This window comes from Pseudomonas sp. AC083, assembly GCF_979253165.1.
On the sequence record NZ_CEEDDH010000002.1, the window covers coordinates 153,241 to 177,671 of the forward strand.

The window sequence follows — 24,431 nt, forward strand, 5'->3', positions numbered from 1 at the left end:
AAGGGTTGCAGCGGTCGTGCCAAGCGACGCAAGTGACCGAATGTGGAGACGCGACTGGGGTTTTCAGCGCGAAAGCAGTGCACTTAATGCACCAGGAGCCCAATGTGGGAGCGAGCCTGTGATGTGCACGGCAGATGAGTCAAACCTGGCGCCGGACTCTTGTGGGAGCGAGCCTGCTCGCGAATACGGAGTGTCAGTCATCGAATAAATTGACTGGAACGACGCTTTCGCGAGCAGGCTCGCTCCCACAGGGGCGGGGAGATGTGTGTTGCTTATTCGCCGCGATAGATGCAGCCGCTGGTGCACGTCTCATGAATGCGGATCGCGCTGAGTTCCGGCAGCAACGGCTTCATCTCATTCCAGATGAATTTGGCCAGCACTTCGCTGGTCGGGTTTTCCAGGCCGGGAATGTCGTTCAGGTAGTTGTGGTCGAGGCGTTCGTAGAGCGGCTTGAAAATCGCTTTGATCTCGGAGAAATCGCGAATCCAGCCAGTGTGCGGATCGAGGTCGCCGCTCAGGTGCAGCGCGACCTTGAACGAGTGACCGTGCAGGCGTCCGCACTTGTGGCCGTCCGGGACGTGCGGCAGGCGGTGGGCGGATTCGAAAGTAAACTCTTTGAAGATTTCCACGGTAGTTTCGGCTCTGTTCAGATGGCGTTCGCCGCAGCGATTCGGGCAGGCGGCGAGTTTATCAGCTTGTCTTTGGCCGTGCTGACTAAAGGGTCAGCAAGCGCTCGGCGAGGCGACCATTGGCCGTCAGTTTGAGAAATTCGTCGCCCAGTCGGCGGCTCTCGTCCATCGCCGTGTGCCAGTATTTCTGTCGGCTCGGCGCATCGCCCATGAAGCGTTTGAAGTCGTTGCGATCGGGCAGTTTGCCGTAGGGCAGGCGCGCCAGATATTCCTTCGACGGCGCGACCAGCAGCACATCCTGCAGACGCTGCACCGAAGCGCGGCGCCATGGCAGGGTCTTGTCGAACCAGCCGGGAATCACTCGATCGGTGAAGTGCGGATAGAGCACGATACCGTCGCCGCTGTAGGGCAGGTCGAGGTGGTAGTCGAGCAGGCCGCCGTCACGGAACGTACCCGCGCCGGCGCCGGGCAAGTCGCGTACGCCTTCCATGACCATCGGGATCGATCCGGAAGCGAGCAGGGCCTGGCGCAGGTTGCCGGTGTTGAGGGCAACGAAGCGCGAGGGGAAATCGGTCAAGGCATCAAGCGGCGGCGCCAGGCGCGGATCGTGGATGATCAGCCGTTCGAAGTGCCGCGACAGCCGTGCACGACCGCGCAGGTTGTCGGCGATCACCGAACCCAGCGCCAGACCGAGGCGCCCGCGATGGTCTTCGGCGAGGCGGCCCTGGCTTTTCACCACCATGATGTTCAGTCGGTAATCGGCGTTTTCGAGGATGCTCGCATCGCGGCCGTCGAGCAGATCATTGAGCATGCGCTGCGAGCTCTGGCTGATCTCGGCCATGGTCACGCCTTTGTTGAAATGCTGCTCGGCGTAGAGCTGGCCGAGGCGGCGAATGCCTTCGGCGGCGTCCGGCAGGCAGGCGCTGGCGAAGCGCCAGGAACCCACCGAGGCGCCGATCAGCGAACGCTCGCGCGGCGCACTCGGCAGCCACTCGCCGAACAACGCCAGATCGAGCCCCTGAATCCCCAACGCCTTCGGCCCACCGGCTGCGCCGGGCAGGGTGCCGACGTCCGCGGCGTGCAAACCCTGCGCACGAATCCGCGCCATGGCCCGTGGGCCGGCCTTGAGGGTGAGGGCGGGAAACTTGATGTGGATGGCGGTCATACCGGTCTCGATCGTTAGCAAGCTGGCGATTATAAGCACATGTTGCAGGCCCATGTAGGAGTGAGCCTGCCCCACAAGGGGGCAGACGCAAACCAGTGTGGGAGCGAGCCTGCTCGCGAAAGCGGTGGGTCAGAAACATCGTTGCGGCTGACACTGCGCCTTCGCGAGCAGGCTCGCTCCCACAGGGGACCTTGCCAGCAATGGGGCACAATGATGGCCATTCAGTTTCAGTTAAGTTGACCCCGCTAAGGTGCCCACCGTAAGCAACATATAAGAATTCGGAGACACCCATGAAAACCCTGACTGCCCTGACCACTGCGTCGATCATCTGCCTCACCGCCAGCATTGCATGCGCGCGCGATCTCGGACCTGACGAAGCGCTTCGTTTGCGCGACGCTGGTACTATCGTCTCCTTCGAGAAGCTCAACGCCATCGCCCTGGAAAAACACCCCGGTTCGGAAATCACCGAAACCGAGCTGGAGGAAGAGTACGGCAAGTTCATTTACCAGATCGAACTGCGCGACCCGAAAGGGCTGAAGTGGGATCTGGAGTTGAACGCGGTCGATGGTGAAGTGCTCAGGGATCATCAGGATACGTAATGAAGCTGAATAGTCGCGCCACCCGCCTCACGGCGCTGGCGCTGGTGTTGTTGTGCAGTACGGCCATGGCTCGCGATCTCGATCAGGACGAGGCGCTGGCCCTGCGTCGCGATGGCGTGATCCTGCCGCTGGAGCAAGTGCTGCAGCAGGCCATGGATCGCTACCCCGGCGCCAAGCTGCTGGAAGTCGAGCTGGAAGAAAAACACGACGTGTACATTTACGAAGTCGAATTGCTGACGGTCGAGGGCGTGGCGCGCGAGCTGCACCTGAAGGCCGATACCGGCGAGTTAGTCAAAGACAAGGAAGATTGATCGATGCGTTTGCTTCTGGTGGAAGACCACGTACCGCTGGCCGACGAACTGCTCGCCGGCCTGCAACGCCAAGGCTACGCGGTGGATTGGCTGGCCGACGGCCGTGACGCGGTGTATCAAGGCAGCAGCGAGCCCTATGACCTGATCATCCTCGACCTCGGCCTGCCCGGCGTGCCGGGGCTGGAGGTGTTGGCGCAGTGGCGCGCCGCCGGCCTGGCGATTCCGGTGCTGATCCTCACCGCGCGTGATTCCTGGGCCGAGCGCATCGAAGGGCTGAAGGCCGGCGCTGACGATTACCTGACCAAACCGTTCCATCCGGAAGAGCTGTACCTGCGCATTCAGTCACTGTTGCGCCGCTCCAAGGGCCAGGCCAACCAGCCGACCCTGCAAGCCGCCGGCCTGCATCTGGACGAAGGCCGCCAGTGCGTGGTTCGCGACGGCGCCGACATCCAGCTGACCGCCGCTGAATTCCGCCTGCTGCGCTATTTCATGCTGCACCCCGAACAGATCCTCTCGAAAAGCCACCTCGCCGAACACCTCTACGACGGTGAGACCGAGCGTGACTCCAACGTCCTCGAAGTCCACGTCAATCACCTGCGGCGCAAGCTCGGCAAAAGCGTGATCGAAACCCGTCGCGGCCAGGGTTACCTGTTCGGCGGGCAAGCTTCATGAGATCAATCCAGCGCCGTTTGAGCCTGGGTTTGATCAGTGTGATGGTGATCGTCGGTCTGGTACTGGCGCAAACCAGCCTGTGGTTGTTCGAAGTCGGTTTGCAGCGCTACCTCGAAGCCGGCCTGCGCAACGACAGCGAAAGCCTGCTGGTGGCGCTGGTGCGCGGCCCGCAAGGTCTGCAACTGGATGAGCGGCATCTGTCGCCGGCCTATCAGCGGCCGTTTTCCGGGCATTACTTTCGCATCGATTTCTCCGACAGCCACTGGCGTTCGCGCTCGCTGTGGGATCAGGAACTGCCGCTGCTGCAACACCCGGGGCTGCACAGCAACCTGCAACTTGGCCCGGGCGGGCAGCGCTTGCTGATACTGCGCTCGGACTATCGGCGCTTGGGTCAGTCGATCTCGATCAGCGTCGCCCAGGATTACACGCCGGTCAGCGACAGCTTCCAGCGCATGCGCCAGATCGGCCTCGGCCTGGGGCTGGCGGCGTTGCTGTTGATCCTGTTCCTGCAACGCCTGACCGTGCGCCGCGCCCTTAAACCGCTGGAACGCGCGCGCGAGCAGATCGCTCAGTTGCAACAGGGCCAGCGCTCGCAACTCGACGATCAGGTGCCGGTGGAACTGGAGCCGCTGGTGGCGCAGATCAACCATTTGCTTGCCCACACCGAAGACAGCCTCAAGCGCTCGCGCAATGCCTTGGGCAACCTCGGCCACGCGCTGAAAACCCCGTTGGCGGTGCTGCTGAGCCTGGCCTCCAGCGACAAGCTCGATGAGCATCCCGAGCTGCGCAGAATTCTCAAGGAGCAACTGGAACAAGTGCAGCAGCGCCTCAATCGCGAACTCAATCGTGCGCGGTTATCGGGGGATGCGCTGCCCGGCGCGTTGTTCGATTGCGATGCCGAGCTGCCGGGGTTGCTGGCGACCTTGAACATGATTCACGGCGAGCATCTGGCCTTGAGTTACGTCGCACCGCCGGGCTTGCAACTGCCGTGGGACCGCGAGGACTTGCTCGAACTGCTCGGCAACCTGCTCGACAACGCCTGCAAATGGGCCGATGCCGAAGTGCGCTTGAGTGTCATCGAGCGGTCTGACGGCTTTGCTCTGAGCGTGGAAGATGACGGCCCGGGGATTCCCGAGGAGCAGCGGTCTCAAGTGTTCAGCCGTGGCACGCGGCTGGATGAGCAGACCCACGGGCATGGGCTCGGCCTTGGGATCGTGCGGGATATTGTCGATACGTGGGGTGGCTTGCTGGTGCTGGGCGAAAGCGAGTGGGGCGGGTTGAAAGTGGTGATTGAACTGCCTAAGCGCTAATTGCCAAAACACCCTACATCCCCTGTGGGAGCGAGCCTGCTCGCGAATGCAATCTGTCAGATAAATGTTCGCTGACTGACACGACGCTTTCGCGAGCAGGCTCGCTCCCACATTGGGTTTTTGCGGTGGATTCTAGACCCGAAACTGATCCATCAACCGCTGCTGCTGATTCGCCAGACTGTTGAGCGACTGACTGACCCGCGCCGACTCGTTCGCCTGCCCGGACAGCGATTCGGTCACATCGCGAATTGTCGCCACGTTGTTGTTGATCTCCTCAGCCACTGCGCTCTGTTCTTCGGCAGCGCTGGCGATTTGCAGGTTCATGTCGCTGATCACCGTCACCGCATCGCCGATCTGCCGCAGCGCGGTCACGGCCTGGCCCACCTGCTCGACACTGCCCTGGGCCTGACGATGGCTGTTGCCCATCGAGCCGACCACTTCCTGCGTGCCGTTCTGCAATTGCTCGATGACCTGGCGGGTTTCCTCCACCGACTCCTGAGTGCGGCGCGCAAGGTTGCGCACTTCGTCGGCGACCACGGCAAAGCCGCGTCCGGCCTCACCGGCGCGGGCGGCTTCGATGGCGGCGTTGAGTGCCAGGAGGTTGGTCTGCTCGGCGATGGCGCGGATGGTTTCCAGCACCGTGCCGATCTTCTCGCTGTTCGCGGCCAGCCCTTCGACCTGAACCATCGCTGCGCTCATATCGGCGGCGAGGGTGTCGATGCTTGCGGTGGTGCGGTCGATCACGGTCAGGCCCTGACGGGTGGCGCGGTCGGCGTCCTTGGCGGCTTCTGCAGCCTGGGCGGCACTGCGTGCAACGTCCTGGGCGGTGGCGCTCATTTCGTGGGAAGCGGTGGCGACCTGATCGACCTGACGATATTGCTGCTCCATGCCGGCGCTGGTCTGGGTGGCGATGGCCGAGGACTGGTCGGCGGTTTTGCGCGCATCCTGCACCGAGCGCTTCACCTCGGCGATGATCGGCTGCAACTTGTCGAGGAACTTGTTGAACCAACCGGCCAACTGGCCAAGCTCGTCCTGCTTGTCGTAGGCCAGACGCCGGGTCAGGTCGCCTTCGCCGCTGGCGATGTCTTCAAGCATGTGCGCCACACCAAGGATCGGCCTGGTCACGCTGCGCGCCATCAGCCACACCAGCAGCAGACCGATCAGCGCGGCGAGCAGGCCGAGGCTCAGTTCGATCAGCGTGCCCGAGGTATTGCTCGCATCCAGTTGCTGTTTGAGCGCTTCGGCGCGGCTGACCAGGACTTTCTCCGGCACATCGAGCAACACGCCCCACGCCGGTCCGTCGGGAATCGGCTGGAACGGCGACAGCACTTTCAACTGGCCGTTGCTGTGCAGGCTGCTCACGCCAGTGCTCGCGGCGAGCAGGCGCAGCAACTCGCTGCCGCTGGCCTGATCCACCGCATCCAGGCGCTGGCTGAGTTTGCCGGCATCCGGGCTGTAACCGGCGAGCAGGCCGGCGGGGCTGACAATACTGACGGCGGTCTGACCGTCATACAGCTTGCGGCTGGCGTTCTGGCTGATCGCTTGCAGGCTGTTGAGGTTGATGTCGACCGACAGCGAGGCGATGACTTTGCCGTTGACCTGCAGCGGGAAGACGATACTGGTCATCAGCACTTTGTGGCCGTCGATGACATAGAAGTACGGCTCGATCACACACGGTTTGAGCGTGGTGCGCGGGCAGGTGAACCAGGCGTTGGCGGCCTGACCGCTGGGGCCGGTGCTGGTGTCGCTCATGTCGCTTTCCGGCAGCGCCATCGAGGTGACTTTGCCCGGGGTCGGCTGCGACCAGTACAGGGCGAAACGGCCCTTGTCGTTGCTGCCCAGTTCAGCCTGATCGGCGAACAGTTCGTCCTTGCCGTCCAGCGCGTTGGCTTCGAACACCAGCGACAGGCCGAGCAGGTCCGGGTTGGCTTGCAGCGCGGATTTGACCTGACGGGTCATGTCCTCGCGCAGGTCGAAGGCATCGAGAAAACGCTTCTCGGCCTGCTCACGCAAAAACAGTACCTGCCGCGAGAAGCCGTGGCCGTACTGATAGGCGTCCATGAATTGCTGACGAATGCCGGCGGCCTGCACTTCACCTTGCGACTCGATCCGCGCCTGCGCCGACTCGGTGAGCATCTCCATGCTCGAGGTCTGGACCAGCGCCGAGCTGTGTTCCATGCGATACAGCGAAAGACCGACCAACAGGGTCACGATACCGGCCAGGCAGAGGCCGGCGAGCAGGGTGATTTTCCATTGGATGGAAAGTTGTCTGAGCGACATGGAAAACATCCTTATCCGATAAATATCTGAGACTTTGCACTGTAGCGGCCGCGTTTCGGCTTTCTTTATGTCGTGAACGCAATATGACCGATTGCCGCATGCGGGGCCTGTGGTCCTGTGGTCCTGTGGTCCTGTGGTCCAGTGGCGAGGGGATTTATCCCCGTTCGGCTGCGAAGCAGTCGTGACACCTGCGTATAGGGTTGTTTTGAAGTTTGCCGGGGGCGGCTTCGCCACCCGACGGGGATAAATCCCCTCGCCACGGGGCTTTGACAGCGCCGCCACTCTGCGGCACAGTGCGCGCCCTCTAACAAGACCCTCCATACACATCCGCCGGCCAACCCCGGGCGGACTCATCCTGTCTGGCGGTGTGTTTTCACCCGCAGTGTTTTTTGAGGTAGTGAAATGAATGCAGTCATAGCAGCCGTCGGCGTCATGCTGATCCTCAGCCTGTCGCGCGTGCATGTGGTGATCGCGCTGATCGTCGGGGCGCTGGTCGGTGGCCTGACCGGCGGTCTGGGCATCGACGCAACACTCAAGGCGTTCAACAGCGGCCTGGGCGGCGGCGCGACCGTGGCGTTGTCCTACGCCTTGCTCGGCGCTTTCGCCGTGGCGATTGCCAAGTCGGGCCTGGCCCATGCGCTGGCCGACAAGGCTTTGGCGATGGTGGATCGGCAGCATGCAACCGGCGGCGGTAACGTCAAATGGCTGCTGATCGGGCTGCTGTGGGTGGTGGCGATTGCCTCGCAGAACATCCTGCCGATTCACATCGCCTTCATCCCGCTGCTGGTGCCGCCACTTCTATATGTACTGACCAAGCTGCAACTCGATCGCCGTCTGATCGCCTGTGTCATGACATTCGGCCTGATCACCCCGTACATGTTTCTGCCGGTGGGCTTCGGCAACATCTTCCTCAACGAAATCCTGCTGGCCAACGTCGCCCGCAGCGGCGTCGACATCAGCGGCATCAATGTCACCCACGCCATGGGCATTCCGGCACTGGGCATGGTTTTCGGCCTGGCGATCGCGTTCATCAGCTATCGCAAGAAGCGCGTGTATGACCTGGCGAAGATCGAACAGGTCGAGCAGACGGCGGTGCACTACAACCCGCTGAGCCTGATGATCGCCGGTGTGGCCATTGCTTCGGCATTCGTGGTGCAGTTGCTGCTGGACTCGATGATTATCGGCGCTCTGGTCGGGTTCCTGATTTTCTCGGTGTCGGGCATCGTCAAATGGCGCGAGACCGATGATCTGTTCACCGAAGGCATGAAAATGATGGCGATGATCGGCTTCATCATGATCGCCGCCTCAGGTTTTGCCGAGGTGATGAAAGCCACCGGGCAGGTACAGACGCTGGTCGAATCGTCGGCGGCCTGGATCAATCACAGCAAAGGCGTCGGGGCTTTGTTGATGCTGCTGGTGGGCTTGCTGGTGACCATGGGCATCGGTTCGTCGTTCTCCACCGTGCCGATTCTCGCAGCGATTTTCGTGCCGTTGTGCGTGCAACTGGGCTTCAGCCCGATCGCCATCGTCTGCATCGTCGGCACTGCCGGCGCGCTGGGCGATGCCGGTTCACCGGCCTCGGACTCGACCCTCGGCCCGACCTCGGGCCTGAACATCGACGGCCAGCATCACCACATCTGGGACACCGTCGTACCGACCTTCCTGCACTACAACCTGCCGCTGCTGGTGTTTGGCTGGGTGGCGGCGATGGTTCTGTAAGAATCCACAATTGCCCCTTGTGGGAGCGAGCCTGCTCGCGAAGGCGTCGTGTCAGTCGACACACAGGTTGCTGAGCCAACGCTTTCGCGAGCAGGCTCGCTCCCACAGGGGGGGCGGCGATGTTTCAAGACTCAACTTTTGCTCCGGCGTGCCGTTAAAGCCTTTAACCACGCCAACAAAATCAAAAGAGTGAGTCCCCCGATGCGCCTGAGTCTCAAGGCTAAAGTCCTGTCCCTTGCCGTTCTGCCGGTGCTGCTCTTTGCGCTGGTCATCAGCGTGACCACGCTGTTCATCCTCCAGGAACAGGCGCGCAAGGAGGTCGAACAGACCCGCGAGCGGCTGCTCAGCGACGCCAAGGCCACCCTGCAAAGTTACGTCGCCGTGGCCATGACCACGATCAAACCGCTTTACGACGCCGCCGCACCGGGCGACGACGCGGCGCGGGCGCAGGCGATCAAATTGCTTTCGGGCATCCGCTACGGCAAGGATGGCTACTTCTTCGGCTACGACTCCGAGACCGTGCGTCTGTTCAAGGCCAACGACCCCGACGGCGTGGGCAAAAGCTTCAAGGACAACCGCGATCCGAACGGCGTCTACGTCAACCTCGGCCTAGTCAAAGTGGCCAAGGACGGCACCCACTATCTGCAATACAGCTCGCCGCTGCCGGGCAACGCCAAGGTGCTGGTGCCGAAGCTCGGCTACACCGAATACCTGCCCAAGTGGGACATGGCGGTCGGTACTTCGGTCAACCTCGACGGCATCGAAGCACAAGTGGCGCAGGTCGAGGCGCAAGTGCAGGAGCGCGTGCAAGGCGTGGTGCTGAGCATTGTCGGCGTTGCGGTGCTGGTGCTGCTGGTGATCGCGGCGGCGGGCATGCTGCTGGCCAACACCATCCTGCGCCCGCTGACCCTTATGAAAGCCAACCTCGACGACATCGCGGCGGGCGAGGGCGACCTGACCCGGCGCCTGAACATCACCAGCCAGGACGAACTCGGCGAACTGGCCGGCTCGTTCAACCGTTTCGTCGACAAGATCCACGGCCTGGTGCGGCAGATCACCGAGATGACCACGCAACTCACCGGGCTGGTCACCCAGGTCTCGGAACAGGCGCAGCGTTCCGATCAGGCCATGGAGCGTCAGCGCCACGAAACCGATCAGGTCGCCACGGCGATCAACGAAATGTCCGCCGCCGCCCAGGAAGTCGCCAAGAGCGCACAGAACGCCGCCGTCGCCGCTCAGCAGACCGACGAAGAAGGCCAGAGCGCCAAGCGCGTAGTGGCGGGTAGCATCAAACAGATTCATGCATTGGTCGACGACATCCGCAACAGCGGCGTGTCGCTGGACAGCCTGCAGCAGGACGTCAGTTCGATTGTCGGCGTGCTTGGGGTGATCCGTTCGATTGCCGAGCAGACCAACTTGCTGGCGCTCAACGCCGCGATCGAAGCGGCGCGCGCCGGTGAGGCCGGTCGTGGCTTTGCGGTGGTCGCCGACGAAGTGCGCGCGCTGGCCAGCCGCACGCAGATCAGCACCCAGGAAATCCAGGGCATGATCGACCGCTTGCAGGCCGGCACGCAGCAGGCGGTCGAAGCGATGCGCCGTTCCAGCGAGGCCGGCGACGGCACTTCGCAGCAAGCCAATCAGGCCGGTGCATCGCTGGACGCGATGGCGCAGTTGATCGCGACGATCAACTCGATGAACGCGCAGATCGCCAGCGCAGCGGAAGAGCAGACGGCCGTGGCCGAAGAGATCAACCGCAGCGTGCATCAGATTGCCGTGGCGGTGGACAGCGTCGCCGATGAAACGCAACTGGGCGCGCAGACGTCGCGCAGTCTGGCGGAGCTGGGGCAGCGGTTGGGCAAGCTGGTCGGGCAGTTCCGTATCTGACGCAATTCTGGAGCCCTGCATAAACCCTGTGGGAGCGAGCCTGCTCGCGAAAGCTGTGTATCAGACGCTGCTCTGATATCAGACGGACCGTATTCGCGAGCAGGCTCGCTCCCACATTTGGATTTGTGTAGGGCTTAAGATCTGTCCCAATAGGGAATCTCGCCAAAACACTCGACAAAAAAATCAATCACCGTCCGCACCTTCACCGACAACCTTCGGCTCCCCGGCCACAGCACGGCGATCTGCTGCGGTTCCAGACTGTTCGACACCTGATACTCCCCCAGCACCGGCACCAGCGTGCCTTCGCGCACCGCTTCGCCAATCAGCCACGACGGAAACATCACCAGCCCGAGGCCTTGCTGAGCGGCCTGGGTCAGGGTGTCAGCGTGGTTGCCGGTGATCGGGCCTTTGACGGTGTACGGCGTCCAGTCCTCGCCTTCACGGCGGAAAAACCAGCGCTGCTGACCGGCCGCGCCTTTGTAGGCCAGGCACTGATGTTGCGCGAGTTGGTCGGGATGCTGCGGCGTGCCGTGGCGTTTGAGATAGGCCGGGCTGGCGGCGACCTGAAAGCGGTGCGGCGCCAGAATGCGTGCCTGCATGCTCGAATCGTGCAGCGCGCCGATGCGAAACAGCAGGTCGGCGCCTTCCTGCAACGGATCGACGTAATGGTCGGTTTGCTGGATATCCAGTTGCAGCTTCGGATAGCGCGCGCAGAGCTGGCCCAGCCAGGGCGTCAGATGGCGCTGGCCGAACACCACCGGGGCGTTGATGCGCACCAGTCCGGTGGGTTCGCTTTGCTGTTCCTGCAACGCCTGTTCGGCTTCTTCCAATTGCACCAGCAGTAACCGCGCATGGTGGCCGAGCGTGCGTCCGGCTTCAGTCGGGGTGACGGCGCGGGTGTGGCGGTAGAGCAATTGCTGGTTGAGCGCCTGTTCCATCAATTGGATCTGCCGCGAAATGGAGGAGGGCGCGACCCCTTCGCGGCGGGCGACTTCGGAAAAACTGCCGTGGTCGAGGACCGCTACAAACAGCCTTAACGCTTTGAATCCGAGTTCGTTGAGCCCGTGCATGCTGTGTCTCGCTGTGCGTGTTGCGCAAAAGTGTTGTCCGGATGCTCCCATTTATCGCACAGCGGCGCCAGCCGATAATCCGCGCCATTGTTTTTGAGCGTGGAAGGTTATGTATGCAGACGTTGGATGAAGGGGTGGTTGCTGCACCGGTGAAAAGATCGGTGTTGCGTCTGCTGTTGCTGCCGCTGGTGATCCTTGCCGGCATGGGCTTATCGGTAGAAGCCGGTTTGCTCGGGCCGCTGGGTGAGCAGGTCGGGCATTTGTGGGCGACTTTGAGCATCTTCGGCGTGGGTTCGGCGATCCTGTTTTTGCTCCTGCTGTTTGCCGGTCCGCAAAAAGGTCCGGCGCTGACCGAACTGCCGCGCTGGCAGTTGATCGGCGGTTTTCTCGGGCCGATCTACGTGGTGGTGCTGACGCTGGCGACGCCGCATATCGGCATTGCCATGACGATGATTGCGATTTTGTCCGGTCAGGTCGGCAAGAGTGTGCTGATCGACCATTTCGGCTGGTTCGGCGCGACGCGCAAGAAGGTCAACGGCGAGCGCTGGCTGGCGTTGGGCTTGATTGTGGTGGCTTTGGTTCTGATTGCGCGGGGGTGAGTGATGGGTCTGGTGATTTTGTTGGCGGTGGTGGTGTTGGCCGGTGCGGTATTGAGTGTGCAGGCTGCGATCAATGGTCGTCTGGGTGAAACGGTGGGGGTGCTGCGTAGCAGTCTGCTGACCTTTGCGGTGGGCGCGGTGGTGACCGGGTTGTTGATTCTGTTTTTCGAGCCGGCGCAGGCGGTGAGTCTGCTTGAGGTGCCGAAGTGGCAGTTGACCGGGGCGCTGTTCGGCGTGGTGTACATGATGGTGATGGTTGGCGCGGTGCCGGTGGTCGGGACGGCTGTGGCGACGGTGGCGGTGATTGTCGGGCAGTTGGGCATGGGGATGTTGATCGACAATTTTGGCTGGTTGGGGAATCCGGCGATCGGCTTGTCTCCGAGCCGGATGCTGGCCATGGTGTGTCTGGCGGTGGCTTTGGTGTTTATGTATCGGAGTTCGCGGCAGGCGCAGTGATTTTTGAGTACATATCCGGTGCTGCGGGTGTTGCCCTCCGCTCAGCCTGCCGACGGGCTCTGAGATCAAGATCAAAAGCTGTTCGAGCTAACGTTCATTGCTTTGTGCGGCGAACACCTGTGGGAGCGAGCCTGCTCGCGAAAGCCATCTCTGTGTCGCCCAATCTCTCAACAGTTGGCCAGCCTGCAACACCACCTTCTACACTGTCCCTTATGGCTTGCTCGCAAGCCTCAGACAACCACCACGCAAGGAGTCTGTCCCATGTCCGATAAAAAATGCGACTGCCCGGGCTGCAACTGCACGATCAAAGAAGGCGAACATTCCTACGCTGTACACGGTAAACACTATTGCTGCGAGGCTTGCGCTCATCACCACAAACACGGTGAAGAGTGTGCAATGAAGGGTTGCGGTTGCGCTCATCCGAAATAAGCGCGGCAAAAAAAAGTGGAGCCTAATCAGGCTCCACTTCCATTTTCAGACTGTCGTCTTCCTGCCGCTCAAAGTGCCTCACCGTGCCTTGCAAGGTTCGCCCTTCGACCTTGACCACCACAATCTTCGCTTGGTCGAGGTCTTCCGGTAGCGGTGCCTGGACGCACAAGGTGAAGCGATAAGGGTCATCCGCGACCGTTTCCAGTGCGACTTGGCAATTCACCGTTTTGGTGATCTGGCCGAAGAAGGTGGTCAGGCCGTAGTCCAGTCGGGCCGGGTGGTAAGTGTCGGTCATCGGTCGATTCCCCCTGTCGATTGCCAAGCCTGCGGTGAAGGCGGTGGGGTCAGTTGGTCTGGCGCCAGGTGACGTTTTCCAGGCCGAATTTTTCTGCCATCGGTTTGCTGGTCTTTTGCACTTTCTCGCGGCCGAAGCGCGGGATGCGACCTACGCCCGCGTCGCAGCTTGCCCAATGCCAGGCTTCGGCGTTGTCCATTTTGTCCGAGCGGATAATGAACGACTTGGGGGTGCCATGCAGTGTGTAGTCGATGACGTAAAGTTTTGCGTTGTTCATAAAGCCCGAATTCCTCCCTGTGGTATTAAACGGATCGCGCTGTGCCGGGAAAATTCATTCGGATTGTCCGACGGTAGCTATCGTTGGCGAGGGCGGGGCAGGCTGGTTACCATGGCGGCTTCGCCAACCCCCCTGTGAACGCTCGCCATGGCCCTCGCCGCGCCCCCTGATCTGACCGACACCGATGTGCCCGTGCAACCGCTGGCGCGAACCTATCCGCGTGGTTTGTTCATCGAGCCGCACGAGCATGTCTGGGGGCAGTTGCTGTATGCGATGAGCGGGGTGATGTGGGTGGAAACCCCGCACGAAGCGCTGGTGGTGCCGCCGCAGCGGGCGGTGTGGTTGCCGCCGGGAGTGCCGCACGGGATTCGTGTGGTGTCGGATTTGCAGATGCGCAATATCTACCTGCGCCCGGCGCTCGCGGCGACCCTGGATGCGACGGTGCAGGTGATCGAGGTCGGTGGTCTGCTGCGCGAGTTGATTGTCGGGCTGGTGGCGCAGAGCGATGCCGGCGAGGCCGAGTATTACGAGGCGCTGGTCGGGCTGGCGTTGCTGGAATTGCGCCGGGCCAGGCGTTCGCAACTGAAGATTCCGCTGCCGGATGAGTCCGACCGGCGTCTGATGAATCTGTGTCAGGCCGTGATGGCCGCGCCGTCGCTGGAGATCCCGTTCGAGCAGCATGCGCAGAACGCCGGGGCCAGCGTGCGTACGCTGGCGCGCTTGTTCAAGGACAGCCTCGGCATGGGCTTCGCCGAATGGCGGCGCCAGGTGCAGTTGGCGACGGCGGCGGCAGCGTTGATTCAGGGCGTGGCGGTGAGCGTCATTGCTCGCGATCTGGGTTATTCGCCGAGCAGCTTCAGCGACATGTTTCGCCGAGAGCTGGGGGTAGCGCCTTCGCAATTCTCGGCAACTTGAACAGATCCCTGTGGGAGCGAGCCTGCTCGCGAAAGCTTTGCACCAGGCAATGAAGTGCTGACTGGAAGACCGCATTCGCGAGCAGGCTCGCTCCCACACGGTTATATGGCGGCTGCAGAAGGTTTGTCCGAAATTCAGAAGTCCTTGGCCGATACCGCTCCGCCCGTTTCCCTAGACTCTGCCCATCACTTATCGCGGCGGAGTTCCCCCATGAACTACCTCATTTCTCTGGCCATCGGCCTGGGCGTCGGCCTGCTCTACGGCGCGCTCGATTTCCGTTCTCCCGCACCACCGGCGATCGCGCTGGTCGGTCTGCTCGGCATGTTGGCCGGTGAGCAGTTGTGGCCGCTGGGCCGGCAACTGGTCGCTGGCTGGTTGTCCTGAATTTCCCTTTTTCTTTTCGGTGGATGTGCCCATGAAAGCGTTGCAATTCGATCAGACCGGCGACCTGTCTGCCCTGCGTTTCGTCGACGTCCCGACCCCGGTGCCCGGCGCCGATGAAGTGCTGGTGCAGATCAAGGCTGCCGGCCTCAATCCCAGCGATGTGAAAAACGTCCTCGGGCGTTTTCCTTACACCACGCTGCCACGGGTTCCGGGGCGGGATTTTGCCGGGGTGGTGGTCGAGGGGCCGCAAGCACTGATCGGTCAGGAAGTCTGGGGTACCGGGCGCGAGCTGGGCTTCTTCGCCGACGGCGCCCATGCGCAGTTCGTCAAACTGCCGGCCAGCGGCGTGGCGCACAAACCGGCGCATTTGAGTTTTGCTCAGGCGGCCAGCCTTGGCGTGCCGTACACCACGGCGTGGGATGCGCTGGAACGCAGCCTGGTCAGCGCCGATACGCGTTTGCTGGTGATCGGCGGCGGGGCAGTGGCAACTGCGGCTTTGGCCCTGGCAAAAGTGCGCGGCGCGCAATTGCTGGCGGCGGCGCGCCGGCCCGAGCAGGTCGCCGATCTGCAGCAGCAGGGCTATCAGACGATTCAACTGGATAAGCCAGAAGACCTCGGTGCCCAGGTCAACGCGGTGTATCGCGGCGGCGCCGATGTGATCTTCGACACCACCGGTTTCTGGCTGCCGGCCTCGGTCGCCGCACTGGCGACCTTCGGCCGCATCGCCATCATCGCCGCGCCGGTCGACGGCCACGTGCAATTGCCGGCGCTGGCGCTGTATCGCAAGGGCGGCTCGGTGGTCGGGATCAACTCGTTGTTGTACGGCGTTGAGGCGTGCGCGGCGATGCTCGAGCAGTTCGGGCGGTTCTTCGATGAGGATCGCTTGCCGCTGCCGCAGGGCCTGGTGGAGGTGCCGCTGGCTGAAGGGCCGGCGCGCTATGACGAGGTCAATCAGGGCGGCGGCGACAAGATCATTTTGCTGCCCTGACTCACGCAAACCCCTGTGGGAGCGAGCCTGCTCGCGATGACGGTGTATGAGTGAAACATTCGCCGACTGACACACCGCTTTCGCGAGCAGGCTCGCTCCCTTAATTGGGCACTCGACAGTGCTAATTTCAGAAGAGTCTGACGGGCCTTCGTGTCGCCCTCGTAAGAGTCTTCTTGATTGTCTTCTCAGGATTGAACGCACCATTCCGCACTCCTAGGATTGCTTCCGCAGTCCTGCGAAAACGCTCGCACGAGCGGTCCAACCTCCATCATGCAGCCCGGCAGCGCTCTGGAAACTCGCAGCTTGGCAAGCTCTGATCGAATCAATCCGGCACTCGACAAGGAGTCGTGCGATGCCCCGCCAAAGCGACCTGCGTTTCACTTTCGAGCCCCTGCAAGGCGATCCCTTTGATGTGGTCTCGTTCACCCTCGAAGAAAGCCTGTCCCAGCCATTCAAACTCTCTCTGGAACTGGCCAGCCACAGCGCCGCCATCGACTTCAATCGCGTGCTTGACCTGGCAGGGCTGTTCACCATCTGGCGCGGCGAAACCGCGGTGCGCTACGTCCACGGTCTGGTCAGCCTGTTCACGCAGGGCGACACCGGTTTTCGTCGCACCCGCTACAGCGCCGTGATCGAACCGACCCTGAAGCGTTTCGATCTGCGCTCCAACTGGCGCATCTTCCAGGGCCAGACCGTGCCCGACATCATCACCAGCGTGCTGGCCGAGCAACAGCTCACCGACGTTCGCCGCGAAATCTGCTTCGACCACCAACCCCGCGAATACTGCGTACAGGCCGGCGAAACCGACCTCGATTTCATCGCCCGCCTCGCTGCCGAGGAAGGCTTGCTCTACACCTTCGAACACCGCACCGACGGCCACACCCTGATCCTGACCGACCGCGTCGGCGGACTCGGCACCATCGGCACCCATAAAGACTGCCCGGTGCTCTACCAACCGATGGCCGGCGGCGATTCCATCGAACCGGCACTGACCCGCTTCCACTACACCGAACAAGTGCGCACCGCACGCCAGGTGCAGCGCGACTACACCTTCACCCACCCGCGCTACAACCAGCAGCACACCGCCACTGGCGACCAGGACCTGAACAACCAGCACAAGAATTACGAACGCTACGACTATCCCGGCCGCTACAAGCGCGACATCGCCGGTAAACCCTTTACCAAAACCCGGCTGGCAGCGCTGCGCAACGACGCCAAACTCGCGCATCTGGAAGGTGATGACGCCCGCCTGCAACCGGGGCTTGCGTTCGACCTCAACGATCATCCCCGTGAGGATTTCAACGACCGTTGGCGCACCATCGCCGTTCAGCATCAAGGCAAACAGCACAGCAGCCTCGAAGAGGAATCGTTCGGCAGCGACCGAGGCACGTCTTATGAGATGCACGCCAGCGCAATCCGCTGGACCTCCGACTGGAAATCCCCGCTACGTGACAAACCCTGCATTGACGGCCCACAGATCGCCACCGTGGTCGGCCCGCCGGGGGAAGAGATCTATTGCGATGAATGGGGCCGGGTCAAAGTGCAGTTCCCGTGGGACCGTTCGGACAAAAACAACGATCAGAGTTCGTGCTGGATTCGTGTGGCTCAGGGCTGGGCCGGGGCGACCTGGGGTGCGATGGCGATACCACGAGTCGGGCAGGAACTGATCATCAGCTATCTCGACGGCGACCCCGACCAGCCAATTGCGACCGGGCGTGCATATCGGCAAACCAACCTGCCGCCGTATGAATTACCGAAACACAAAACCCGCATGACCATCAAAAGCCGCACGCACAAAGGGGCAGGTTTCAATGAGCTGCGGTTTGAGGATGAGTTGGGCCAGCAGGAGGTGTTTATCCATGCGGAAAGGGACAAGAACGTTCATGTCAAAAACGACAATGGAGTGTTTGTTGGCAATGATCGTAACAAGCGGGTCGAACATGATGAAAAAGTCGAGGTCGGCCATGACCGTATAGAACAGGTCAGCAACAACGAGACCGTGAATATTGGCCAGGACCATCGTCACGCCGTCGCTCGGGATAGGTTTCACCATGTCGGTCGTGATCACGAGATCGTCATCGACAACAACCGTATCGAATGTGTTGGCAATGAGCGCCACGATAAAACGGGAACTGATCATCACATTCGAACCGGCGGGAACGTCGATCACAAAGTACAGAGTAATTATCGGCTGGCGGTTGGTAAGACTATTGAACAGGAAACTTCTTACTACGAAGTGAAAGCAGGGCAGCGCATTGTCTTCAGGGCCCCTGCGGGAACTCTCACCCTCGACGACAGCGGCATCACACTCGACGGCTTATTGATCACTATCAAAGGTCCGGTCGAGATGCACGGCCGGCCTGAAGGCCATGGCGGCTGGAGGGGAGAAGGCAGTCCTTCAGCCGGCGACTTGCAAGAATTTTTTATCCTGCGGGACGCCAATACCGGTGCTCCGGTAGCCGATCGGCCTTATGAAATATCACGCGGCAGCGGCCACACTTTACGCGAAAGAACTGACGCCGAAGGCAAAACCAAAATTGTTAGTTCAAGCGATGCAGAGCCTTTGGAAATTCAAGTATTAGCCGATGAGAACAAACTCGTGAAGCTCCGTGCCGGATACTGGGATGACTTCGGCGTTATGGACATTGACTTTGCCCTGAACCCGACATCGGAAGAGAACAAGTCATGAATGAACCCTTAAAGCCGCGAACAGCAAGCCGAGCCCCTGCCGGTAAAACCCGCAGTGTCACTAAACCCAGTAGTAGCGGCATGGTGTTACCCGTCACGGACCCCCTGGACTTATGGTACTTGTGTGAAAAAGCCTCATACGCTAAAGCGACTCCCTATAAGCGCGCGAAGGATGGCTATCCAATGTATCAGCGCACCGTCTCGCAGTTAGTGCGGTGTGATAACGAAGCGTTCAAGTATCACTTTCCTTACTGCGGTGAAGTCGGCTTTGATATGAGCAAAAGTCCACCGCAACCGATCATGAGCAAGCGCGAGCCTCATCGGCCAAGCAGTTTTCCGCTTTCGCAGTATCAACAGTTGCGCAACCGTCACTTTGAACAACTTGCAAGCATGCGCGTTGAAACCGATCTGTTGAGCAAAACGGATCTTGAACAACTTTTGTCACCCACGCCTTCGACGAGTGACGGTGCACTCTGGATTGATGGACAAAAAAAACCTCGTGGATTGCTGCGTATACCTGATGTCCTACGTCTTAAATCGTTCGGAAACCCAGGGGTGTCGCAATACAGTCAAGGTAATTTGGCATCGGTGATTGAGATGAAGTTTCCGGGGGACAGGCTAACTCGTGATCAACAGACCGCATACGCGGATATTGCAGGGGGGTATCAGAAGCTGAGGCTCCTTGAGACCAGAAATTGCGACTCAAGCGATAAACAAAAGTGGCGTGAGTGGGTCCGCTCCTCGGCCAGTGAGCCAGTCTACCGTCCGGTCGCGCAAGTCACTAGCTTGGCGTCGCGCGCCGCAGCGGCCAGGCACAAGCTGCTGGTTGGCCGCATAGATGCAGAACATGCGGCAGCGCGGCTCAGATTGGAAAACCAGTTCGTAGCACTTGGAACGCCAGTGATGACAGCAGCGCCGGATGAACGAGCGATACAGGCTGAGAATCGACGAGCTGTTGCAGGCATTGAAATCACTTTGGCCGCACCCTTTGTGGCGATTGGCGCGGCGATGACATCCATGGCGGCCGCGCCCGCTACTGCTGCGGCTGAAGCAACTGCTCTGGTCGCAAATGCGGGCGGACATTCGATCCGCTTCAAGCCTTTCATCAGTGCTGTCACCAAGCGACTTCTGGCGGGTGGCGGTTTAGGGACTGGAGCCGCCATGCCAGCCTTTGCACATCTCAATACAGGGCCTTCACATTCGACTTTAGTCGCGGACGAGCAGGAGGCCCAAGCCCGGTGGACCGAATGGAACCAACGTCAGCAGCACCAGCAGACCACCATCCACAATTATGTGTTCTGGGAAGATGCGCCGGAGACCCATCATGAATGAAGAGACATTTTTCAAAGACTTCGATGCTCATCGCTGGGACTTCACCATTGTTGATGAGGACGATGAAGAGAAGCCGGTTTTACAAGTCGGGATGGTCGCGGTTTTTCATTTGGTCGATGCTTATCTTCCTGTGCGGAGAAAACATATTGCTCAGGCTTTTGAACTCTATTGCACGTATTTCGGTGAAAAATTGGTGTGGGGTTATACGGGGGGAGAGGTCATGATTGAGAGAGCCTTCAACCCGCAAAACAAGCAGGACTGCATTGCGTATATACAGTCGGATGGACTATCAGAGTCGGCTGCACTTATGTGGTCATCCGGCAAGGGGTTTGAAAAAGTCGGCGCGTATATGTTTGATGTTTGCTCGCCTGCAGGGTGGTACGAAAAGGTTCATGGCTCGATGACAACTGTCAGACTCTACCTTCCCGTAGAAGAGCTTAAGGGCCCCGGTAAGAAAAGATTCGACACCCTAATGCTCGATCTTTGCAATATTTTACGTCCGCTGCACGGCGCCGCCGGACTAGGCGTTCAACACAGTTTCGAGTGGGAAAATTATCAACACATTGAATATGAACTCATACAAGAGTATCGGGGGGCAGATTTGTGCATTCCCTGCGGCAATCAAAAGTGGCGCACCGGCTATACCAACCTCAATTGGTACACCTTTATCGCCCACCATTGGGTAAGCAAATTAGGCACAACTGCGGACTTGCTCGAACAACTCAACGACGTACGCATCGGCGTCTTGCCTTACGAATGGGGCACGATCTTTCGTGCTGGGGACTGGCCTGCCTTGGGTAAGGCCAGCGTTGACCCGCGTCCTGAACTGTATGTGATGGTCAACGAAGTGCTCAAGCCATTGCGGGTCAGCAACATCGGTTCACTGCATTACGGCTCGATTGCTGGCGAAGTGAGGCTCAACGAGCGCACCAGCAATCAATGGATGCGCCGGTTTGACCTTCCCAAAGACACCCCGAAGCGACAGCCTTCACCGCAGTACCGCCGCATATCAGCAGCGGAGCAGCAGCAATTAAATGCCAGCAGGCAGATGTTTGATGGCTTTCTAGGACAAGCCACCGAAGACAAATCACAACAGTGACCAAACCCTGCCGGCGTTGAACGGATTCTCGAACGCGTCCGCTACCATCGGCGAATCCAGCAGAGTAGTGGCGAGTTTGGGGGCCACTGACCGGTAATCCCGCAGCCGGAATTACCGTTCTGGATAAGAAGGAGTAAAAAAGATGCCCGATTACATACCCACCGAAAATGCGCCGGCGGCAGACGCCAGTAATCCGCTCTTCGACTATTCGCAACAGGACACCAGCAACGCTGAACCGGACCTGCCCGAGCAACAAGTCAAGCCCAAGCCAACCTTGCTGCTAGCAGATCCTGAATTCGACATACGCGGTGTGGCCTGGAACCCGCTGTGCGATGCCGCCACGCCGCTGATCGGTCTGGTCATTCGCCTGCGCCGTCTGGACCAGCACGACGACGTACCTGCGCTGTACCAAAGCGTCAGCAACCAGATCACCACGATCATGGAAGAAGTCAGCCAGCTCGACTACGACGCCGGCATGCTCAAGGCCTATTCCTACAGCCTGTGCCTGTTGATTGACGAAGTGGTCATGCGCACCACTTGGGGTCGGCTCTCGAGTTGGAGCGCACGCTCGTTGCTCAGTCAGTTCCACGGGGAAACCCAGGGCGGCGAAAAATTCTTCACCGTCATGAACAACATGATCCCCGAAGCCGCCCGGTACCAGCACGTGCTGGAGTTCATGTACCAGTGCCTGATCTCCGGCCTCAAGGGCAAATACGGCGCCCATGCCAAGGGCGATGACGAAATACAGAAGATCATCGAACAACTGCATGGCTTGCTGCGCCCACTGCGTGGCGAGACGCCCGCGCGCCTGACCGATCCGCTGAAAAACGTCGCGCCACGCAACTACCGGATCAAGCGGACATGGCCGTTGTGGACGCCTTGGGCCATGGCCGCCGTCGTGCTGACGGTTGCCTACACGATCTACACGATCCGCCTGAATGCCATCACTGAGGAAGTGCTGGTGTCCCTGGAACGGATTCTCAACCTGTAACCGATTTTCTTCTGAAGACGAGGCAAATAGGCCGCGCCCGGCATGCACCCGACAGAAACGCTCCACCACGCTCTGCTAGAATCCGCCCCATTCATTGCCAGAGACTCTCCCATGAGCGAGCCGATTCGTCTGACCCAATACAGCCATGGCGCCGGTTGTGGCTGCAAGATTTCCCCACAGGTGCTGGAAGTGATCCTCGCCGGCAGCGGCGCACAGAACCTCGATCCGAAACTCTGGGTCGGCAACGCATCGCGCGATGACGCGGCGGTGTATGCGATCGATGCCGAGCGCGGGGTGGTGTCGACCACCGATTTTTTCATGCCGATTGTCGATGACCCGTTCGACTTCGGCCGCATTGCCGCAACCAATGCGATCAGCGACATCTACGCGATGGGCGGCGATCCGTTGATGGCGATCGCGATTCTCGGCTGGCCGGTGAATGTGCTGGCGCCGGAAGTGGCGCGGGAAGTGATTCGTGGCGGTCGCTCGGTGTGCGACGCGGCGGGCATTCCGTTGGCGGGGGGGCATTCGATCGATGCGCCGGAGCCGATCTTCGGCCTCGCCGTCACCGGGCTTGTGGAAAAGCGCCACATGAAACGCAACGACACCGCCACCGTCGGTTGCCTGTTGTACCTGACCAAACCGCTGGGCATCGGCATCCTCACCACTGCGGAAAAGAAGGGCAAGTTGCGCGCCGCCGACGTCGGTGTCGCCCGCGATTGGATGTGTACGTTGAACAAGCCTGGCAGCCGTTTCGGCAAACTCGCCGGCGTCACCGCGATGACTGACGTCACCGGTTTCGGCCTGCTCGGGCATCTGGTGGAAATGGCCGATGGCAGCCAGTTGACCGCGCGCATCGCCTACGACCGCGTGCCGCGTCTGGACAGCGTCGAGTACTACCTCGATCAGGGCTGCGTGCCGGGCGGTACGCTGCGCAACTTCGACAGCTATTCGAGCAAGGTTGGCCGCGTGCAGGAGTTGCACAAACGCGTGCTGTGCGATCCGCAGACCAGCGGCGGTCTGCTGATTGCGGTCACGCCTGAAGGCAATGACGAGTTCCTCGGCGTCGCCGCCGAACTCGGCCTGAGCCTTGCGCCGATCGGCGAACTGGTTGAGCGACAGACGAACGCGGTCGAGGTGATTTGATGCTCCGCGACTGCACCGACTACCGCGATATTTTCCTCAACGACCGGCCAATGATGGATGCCCGCGCGCCGGTCGAGTTTCACAAAGGCTCGTTCCCCGGCGTGGTCAATCTGCCGCTGATGAATGATCTGGAACGGCAGAAGATCGGCACCTGCTACAAGCAGCATGGCCAGCAGGCGGCAATCGAGCTGGGCCATCAAATGGTGTCCGGCTCGGTCAAGGCCGAGCGCATCCAGGCCTGGGCCGACTTCGCCCGGGCTCATCCCGATGGTTATCTGTATTGTTTTCGCGGCGGTCTGCGCTCGCAGATCACCCAGCAGTGGCTGCGCGACGAGGCGGGCATCGACTATCCGCGCGTCGGCGGCGGCTACAAGGCGATGCGCAGCTTTTTGATCGACACCCTTGAGCAGGCCATCGCGCAGTGTGATTTTGTTTTGCTGGGCGGCATGACCGGCACCGGCAAGACCGAAGTGCTGGTGCAGTTGCGCAACGGTGTGGATCTGGAAGGCCACGCCAACCATCGCGGCTCCAGTTTCGGCAAACGTGCCACCGGGCAGCCGTCGAACATCGATTTCGAGAATCGCCTGGCCATCGACTTTCTGAAGAAACGCGATGCCGGGATCGAGCAGTTTGTGCTCGAAGACGAGAGCCGTGTGGTCGGCAGTTGCGCCTTGCCGTTGCCGCTGTATCAGGGCATGCAGCAATACCCGATGGTCTGGCTGGAAGATCGTTTCGAGGATCGTGTCGAACGGATCCTGCGTGATTACGTCATCGATCTGTCGGCGGAGTTCGCCTCGGTGCACGGTGAAAACGGTTTTGCCTTGTTCTCCGAACGTCTGCTGGAAAGCCTCAACAACGTACAGAAACGCCTCGGCGGTGAGCGCCACTCGCGGATGCTGGTGTTGATGGAGCAGGCGCTGGCCGAACAGGGCCGCAGCGGCGCGGTGGATCTGCATCGCGGCTGGATCGAGGGTTTGCTGCGTGAGTATTACGACCCGATGTATGTGTTCCAGCGCGAGAAGAAGGGCGGGCGGATCGAGTTTGCCGGAGAGCGTCAGGCGGTGATCGAGTATTTGCGTGGGCGGGTGAGCCAGAAGGCTTGAGGCGCAAGCGACTGGCCTCTTCGCGAGCAGGCTCGCTCCCACAGTTGAAATGCGTTCCCCTGTGGGAGCGAGCCTGCTCGCGAAGACGCA

The 24,431-nt window shown here is 60.7% G+C and carries 24 protein-coding genes and 2 pseudogenes; 19 read left to right on the plus strand and 7 right to left on the minus strand.

Annotated features, from left to right (window positions below):
* Positions 1–272 precede the first annotated feature (272 nt).
* Positions 273–629, minus strand: a complete 357-nt coding sequence (gene queD, locus AC0IXA_RS03765) for a 6-carboxytetrahydropterin synthase QueD (protein WP_007915588.1) — start codon at positions 627–629, stop codon at positions 273–275.
* Positions 630–714: 85 nt separating this feature from the next.
* Positions 715–1,794, minus strand: a complete 1,080-nt coding sequence (locus AC0IXA_RS03770) for a patatin-like phospholipase family protein (protein WP_471811799.1) — start codon at positions 1,792–1,794, stop codon at positions 715–717.
* Between the two features lie 290 nt (positions 1,795–2,084).
* Here AC0IXA_RS03770 and AC0IXA_RS03775 point away from each other — a divergent pair, with 290 nt between their 5' ends.
* From AC0IXA_RS03775 to AC0IXA_RS03790, 4 genes are read left to right on the plus strand one after another with little or no spacing between them, the layout of a single operon-like run.
* Positions 2,085–2,393 (plus strand): PepSY domain-containing protein, encoded by a 309-nt coding sequence (locus AC0IXA_RS03775; protein ID WP_471811801.1) that lies wholly within the window; start codon positions 2,085–2,087, stop codon positions 2,391–2,393.
* Positions 2,393–2,704, plus strand: a complete 312-nt coding sequence (locus AC0IXA_RS03780) for a PepSY domain-containing protein (protein WP_016775413.1) — start codon at positions 2,393–2,395, stop codon at positions 2,702–2,704. The genes AC0IXA_RS03775 and AC0IXA_RS03780 overlap by 1 nt, the downstream gene beginning before the upstream one ends.
* 3 nt (positions 2,705–2,707) lie before the next feature.
* Positions 2,708–3,376, plus strand: a complete 669-nt coding sequence (locus AC0IXA_RS03785) for a response regulator transcription factor (RefSeq protein WP_110603823.1) — start codon at positions 2,708–2,710, stop codon at positions 3,374–3,376.
* Positions 3,373–4,686: a sensor histidine kinase gene (locus AC0IXA_RS03790; RefSeq protein ID WP_471811804.1), complete on the plus strand. Its 1,314-nt coding sequence runs from the start codon at positions 3,373–3,375 to the stop codon at positions 4,684–4,686. The genes AC0IXA_RS03785 and AC0IXA_RS03790 overlap by 4 nt, the downstream gene beginning before the upstream one ends.
* A 132-nt stretch (positions 4,687–4,818) precedes the next feature.
* Here the strand turns inward: AC0IXA_RS03790 and AC0IXA_RS03795 are convergent, their stop codons facing one another.
* Positions 4,819–5,574 carry a methyl-accepting chemotaxis protein gene (locus AC0IXA_RS03795; RefSeq protein WP_371699990.1) on the minus strand — a complete coding sequence of 252 codons (756 nt, stop codon included), beginning with the start codon at positions 5,572–5,574 and terminating at the stop codon, positions 4,819–4,821.
* A gap of 102 nt (positions 5,575–5,676) precedes the next feature.
* Positions 5,677–7,428 (minus strand): annotated as a pseudogene (locus tag AC0IXA_RS03800) (methyl-accepting chemotaxis protein); the annotation flags it as partial.
* On the opposite strand from AC0IXA_RS03800, the gene AC0IXA_RS03805 reads away from it, so the two are divergent.
* From AC0IXA_RS03805 to AC0IXA_RS03815, 3 genes and pseudogenes are all read left to right on the plus strand, one after another.
* A complete protein-coding gene (locus AC0IXA_RS03805; protein WP_056791374.1) occupies positions 7,369–8,685 on the plus strand; it encodes a Na+/H+ antiporter family protein in 1,317 nt (438 codons plus the stop codon). The pseudogene AC0IXA_RS03800 and the gene AC0IXA_RS03805 overlap by 60 nt on opposite strands.
* A 201-nt stretch (positions 8,686–8,886) precedes the next feature.
* Positions 8,887–9,711, plus strand: a pseudogene (locus tag AC0IXA_RS03810) (cache domain-containing protein); the annotation flags it as partial.
* Positions 9,712–9,813: 102 nt separating this feature from the next.
* Positions 9,814–10,569 (plus strand): methyl-accepting chemotaxis protein, encoded by a 756-nt coding sequence (locus AC0IXA_RS03815; protein WP_370593524.1) that lies wholly within the window; start codon positions 9,814–9,816, stop codon positions 10,567–10,569.
* A 134-nt stretch (positions 10,570–10,703) separates the two neighbouring features.
* Here AC0IXA_RS03815 and AC0IXA_RS03820 read toward each other — a convergent pair whose 3' ends face one another.
* Positions 10,704–11,639, minus strand: a complete 936-nt coding sequence (locus AC0IXA_RS03820) for a LysR family transcriptional regulator (protein WP_471811806.1) — start codon at positions 11,637–11,639, stop codon at positions 10,704–10,706.
* Between the two features lie 113 nt (positions 11,640–11,752).
* On the opposite strand from AC0IXA_RS03820, the gene AC0IXA_RS03825 reads away from it, so the two are divergent.
* The 3 genes from AC0IXA_RS03825 (at position 11,753) to AC0IXA_RS03835 (ending at position 13,123) form a co-directional block, all read left to right on the plus strand.
* A complete protein-coding gene (locus AC0IXA_RS03825; protein WP_016775407.1) occupies positions 11,753–12,238 on the plus strand; it encodes a DMT family transporter in 486 nt (161 codons plus the stop codon).
* A gap of 3 nt (positions 12,239–12,241) precedes the next feature.
* Positions 12,242–12,694, plus strand: coding sequence for a DMT family transporter (locus AC0IXA_RS03830; protein WP_016775406.1), 453 nt, complete (start codon positions 12,242–12,244; stop codon positions 12,692–12,694).
* A 261-nt stretch (positions 12,695–12,955) separates the two neighbouring features.
* Positions 12,956–13,123 carry a metallothionein gene (locus AC0IXA_RS03835; protein WP_016775405.1) on the plus strand — a complete coding sequence of 56 codons (168 nt, stop codon included), beginning with the start codon at positions 12,956–12,958 and terminating at the stop codon, positions 13,121–13,123.
* 22 nt (positions 13,124–13,145) lie between these two features.
* Here the strand turns inward: AC0IXA_RS03835 and AC0IXA_RS03840 are convergent, their stop codons facing one another.
* Both AC0IXA_RS03840 and AC0IXA_RS03845 read right to left on the minus strand, forming a co-directional pair.
* Positions 13,146–13,418 (minus strand): hypothetical protein, encoded by a 273-nt coding sequence (locus tag AC0IXA_RS03840; RefSeq protein ID WP_471811809.1) that lies wholly within the window; start codon positions 13,416–13,418, stop codon positions 13,146–13,148.
* A gap of 49 nt (positions 13,419–13,467) precedes the next feature.
* Positions 13,468–13,695: a DUF6555 family protein gene (locus AC0IXA_RS03845; RefSeq protein WP_016775403.1), complete on the minus strand. Its 228-nt coding sequence runs from the start codon at positions 13,693–13,695 to the stop codon at positions 13,468–13,470.
* Positions 13,696–13,842: 147 nt separating this feature from the next.
* On the opposite strand from AC0IXA_RS03845, the gene AC0IXA_RS03850 reads away from it, so the two are divergent.
* The 9 genes from AC0IXA_RS03850 to mnmH all read left to right on the plus strand — a co-directional run bounded on the left by AC0IXA_RS03850 (position 13,843) and on the right by mnmH (position 24,341).
* Positions 13,843–14,610, plus strand: coding sequence for an AraC family transcriptional regulator (locus AC0IXA_RS03850; RefSeq protein ID WP_471811811.1), 768 nt, complete (start codon positions 13,843–13,845; stop codon positions 14,608–14,610).
* 210 nt (positions 14,611–14,820) lie between these two features.
* A complete protein-coding gene (locus tag AC0IXA_RS03855; RefSeq protein WP_073471384.1) occupies positions 14,821–14,994 on the plus strand; it encodes a DUF1427 family protein in 174 nt (57 codons plus the stop codon).
* A gap of 31 nt (positions 14,995–15,025) precedes the next feature.
* The gene (locus tag AC0IXA_RS03860) at positions 15,026–15,982 is read left to right on the plus strand and encodes a quinone oxidoreductase family protein (protein WP_471811813.1); all 957 of its coding nucleotides are present in this window, start codon (positions 15,026–15,028) and stop codon (positions 15,980–15,982) included.
* A gap of 352 nt (positions 15,983–16,334) precedes the next feature.
* Positions 16,335–18,671 (plus strand): type VI secretion system Vgr family protein, encoded by a 2,337-nt coding sequence (locus tag AC0IXA_RS03865; RefSeq protein WP_471811815.1) that lies wholly within the window; start codon positions 16,335–16,337, stop codon positions 18,669–18,671.
* 182 nt (positions 18,672–18,853) lie between these two features.
* Positions 18,854–20,002, plus strand: a complete 1,149-nt coding sequence (locus AC0IXA_RS03870; protein ID WP_122611208.1) for a VRR-NUC domain-containing protein — start codon at positions 18,854–18,856, stop codon at positions 20,000–20,002.
* Positions 19,995–21,101, plus strand: a complete 1,107-nt coding sequence (locus tag AC0IXA_RS03875; protein ID WP_130900824.1) for a type VI immunity family protein — start codon at positions 19,995–19,997, stop codon at positions 21,099–21,101. Before AC0IXA_RS03870 ends, AC0IXA_RS03875 begins: the two co-directional genes overlap by 8 nt.
* A 142-nt stretch (positions 21,102–21,243) precedes the next feature.
* Positions 21,244–22,092, plus strand: a complete 849-nt coding sequence (gene icmH / locus AC0IXA_RS03880) for a type IVB secretion system protein IcmH/DotU (protein WP_281119609.1) — start codon at positions 21,244–21,246, stop codon at positions 22,090–22,092.
* Between the two features lie 111 nt (positions 22,093–22,203).
* Positions 22,204–23,238, plus strand: a complete 1,035-nt coding sequence (gene selD, locus AC0IXA_RS03885; RefSeq protein ID WP_471811818.1) for a selenide, water dikinase SelD — start codon at positions 22,204–22,206, stop codon at positions 23,236–23,238.
* Complete coding sequence (gene mnmH / locus AC0IXA_RS03890) at positions 23,238–24,341, plus strand: tRNA 2-selenouridine(34) synthase MnmH (protein ID WP_471811820.1); 1,104 nt, start codon at positions 23,238–23,240, stop codon at positions 24,339–24,341. Before selD ends, mnmH begins: the two co-directional genes overlap by 1 nt.
* The last annotated feature ends 90 nt before the right edge of the window (positions 24,342–24,431 follow it).

Bases quoted from the DNA above. Each gene is read 5' to 3' on its own strand.
- AC0IXA_RS03770 (WP_471811799.1), bottom strand. From the start codon at position 1,794: ATGACCGCCATCCACATCAAGTTTCCCGCCCTCACCCTCAAGGCCGGC.
- AC0IXA_RS03775 (WP_471811801.1), top strand. From the start codon at position 2,085: ATGAAAACCCTGACTGCCCTGACCACTGCGTCGATCATCTGCCTCACC.
- AC0IXA_RS03780 (WP_016775413.1), top strand. From the start codon at position 2,393: ATGAAGCTGAATAGTCGCGCCACCCGCCTCACGGCGCTGGCGCTGGTG.
- AC0IXA_RS03785 (WP_110603823.1), top strand. From the start codon at position 2,708: ATGCGTTTGCTTCTGGTGGAAGACCACGTACCGCTGGCCGACGAACTG.
- AC0IXA_RS03790 (WP_471811804.1), top strand. From the start codon at position 3,373: ATGAGATCAATCCAGCGCCGTTTGAGCCTGGGTTTGATCAGTGTGATG.
- AC0IXA_RS03795 (WP_371699990.1), bottom strand. From the start codon at position 5,574: ATGGAGCAGCAATATCGTCAGGTCGATCAGGTCGCCACCGCTTCCCAC.
- AC0IXA_RS03805 (WP_056791374.1), top strand. From the start codon at position 7,369: ATGAATGCAGTCATAGCAGCCGTCGGCGTCATGCTGATCCTCAGCCTG.
- AC0IXA_RS03815 (WP_370593524.1), top strand. From the start codon at position 9,814: ATGGAGCGTCAGCGCCACGAAACCGATCAGGTCGCCACGGCGATCAAC.
- AC0IXA_RS03820 (WP_471811806.1), bottom strand. From the start codon at position 11,639: ATGCACGGGCTCAACGAACTCGGATTCAAAGCGTTAAGGCTGTTTGTA.
- AC0IXA_RS03825 (WP_016775407.1), top strand. From the start codon at position 11,753: ATGCAGACGTTGGATGAAGGGGTGGTTGCTGCACCGGTGAAAAGATCG.
- AC0IXA_RS03830 (WP_016775406.1), top strand. From the start codon at position 12,242: ATGGGTCTGGTGATTTTGTTGGCGGTGGTGGTGTTGGCCGGTGCGGTA.
- AC0IXA_RS03835 (WP_016775405.1), top strand. From the start codon at position 12,956: ATGTCCGATAAAAAATGCGACTGCCCGGGCTGCAACTGCACGATCAAA.
- AC0IXA_RS03840 (WP_471811809.1), bottom strand. From the start codon at position 13,418: ATGACCGACACTTACCACCCGGCCCGACTGGACTACGGCCTGACCACC.
- AC0IXA_RS03845 (WP_016775403.1), bottom strand. From the start codon at position 13,695: ATGAACAACGCAAAACTTTACGTCATCGACTACACACTGCATGGCACC.
- AC0IXA_RS03850 (WP_471811811.1), top strand. From the start codon at position 13,843: ATGGCCCTCGCCGCGCCCCCTGATCTGACCGACACCGATGTGCCCGTG.
- AC0IXA_RS03855 (WP_073471384.1), top strand. From the start codon at position 14,821: ATGAACTACCTCATTTCTCTGGCCATCGGCCTGGGCGTCGGCCTGCTC.
- AC0IXA_RS03860 (WP_471811813.1), top strand. From the start codon at position 15,026: ATGAAAGCGTTGCAATTCGATCAGACCGGCGACCTGTCTGCCCTGCGT.
- AC0IXA_RS03865 (WP_471811815.1), top strand. From the start codon at position 16,335: ATGCCCCGCCAAAGCGACCTGCGTTTCACTTTCGAGCCCCTGCAAGGC.
- AC0IXA_RS03870 (WP_122611208.1), top strand. From the start codon at position 18,854: ATGTATCAGCGCACCGTCTCGCAGTTAGTGCGGTGTGATAACGAAGCG.
- AC0IXA_RS03875 (WP_130900824.1), top strand. From the start codon at position 19,995: ATGAATGAAGAGACATTTTTCAAAGACTTCGATGCTCATCGCTGGGAC.
- icmH (WP_281119609.1), top strand. From the start codon at position 21,244: ATGCCCGATTACATACCCACCGAAAATGCGCCGGCGGCAGACGCCAGT.
- selD (WP_471811818.1), top strand. From the start codon at position 22,204: ATGAGCGAGCCGATTCGTCTGACCCAATACAGCCATGGCGCCGGTTGT.
- mnmH (WP_471811820.1), top strand. From the start codon at position 23,238: ATGCTCCGCGACTGCACCGACTACCGCGATATTTTCCTCAACGACCGG.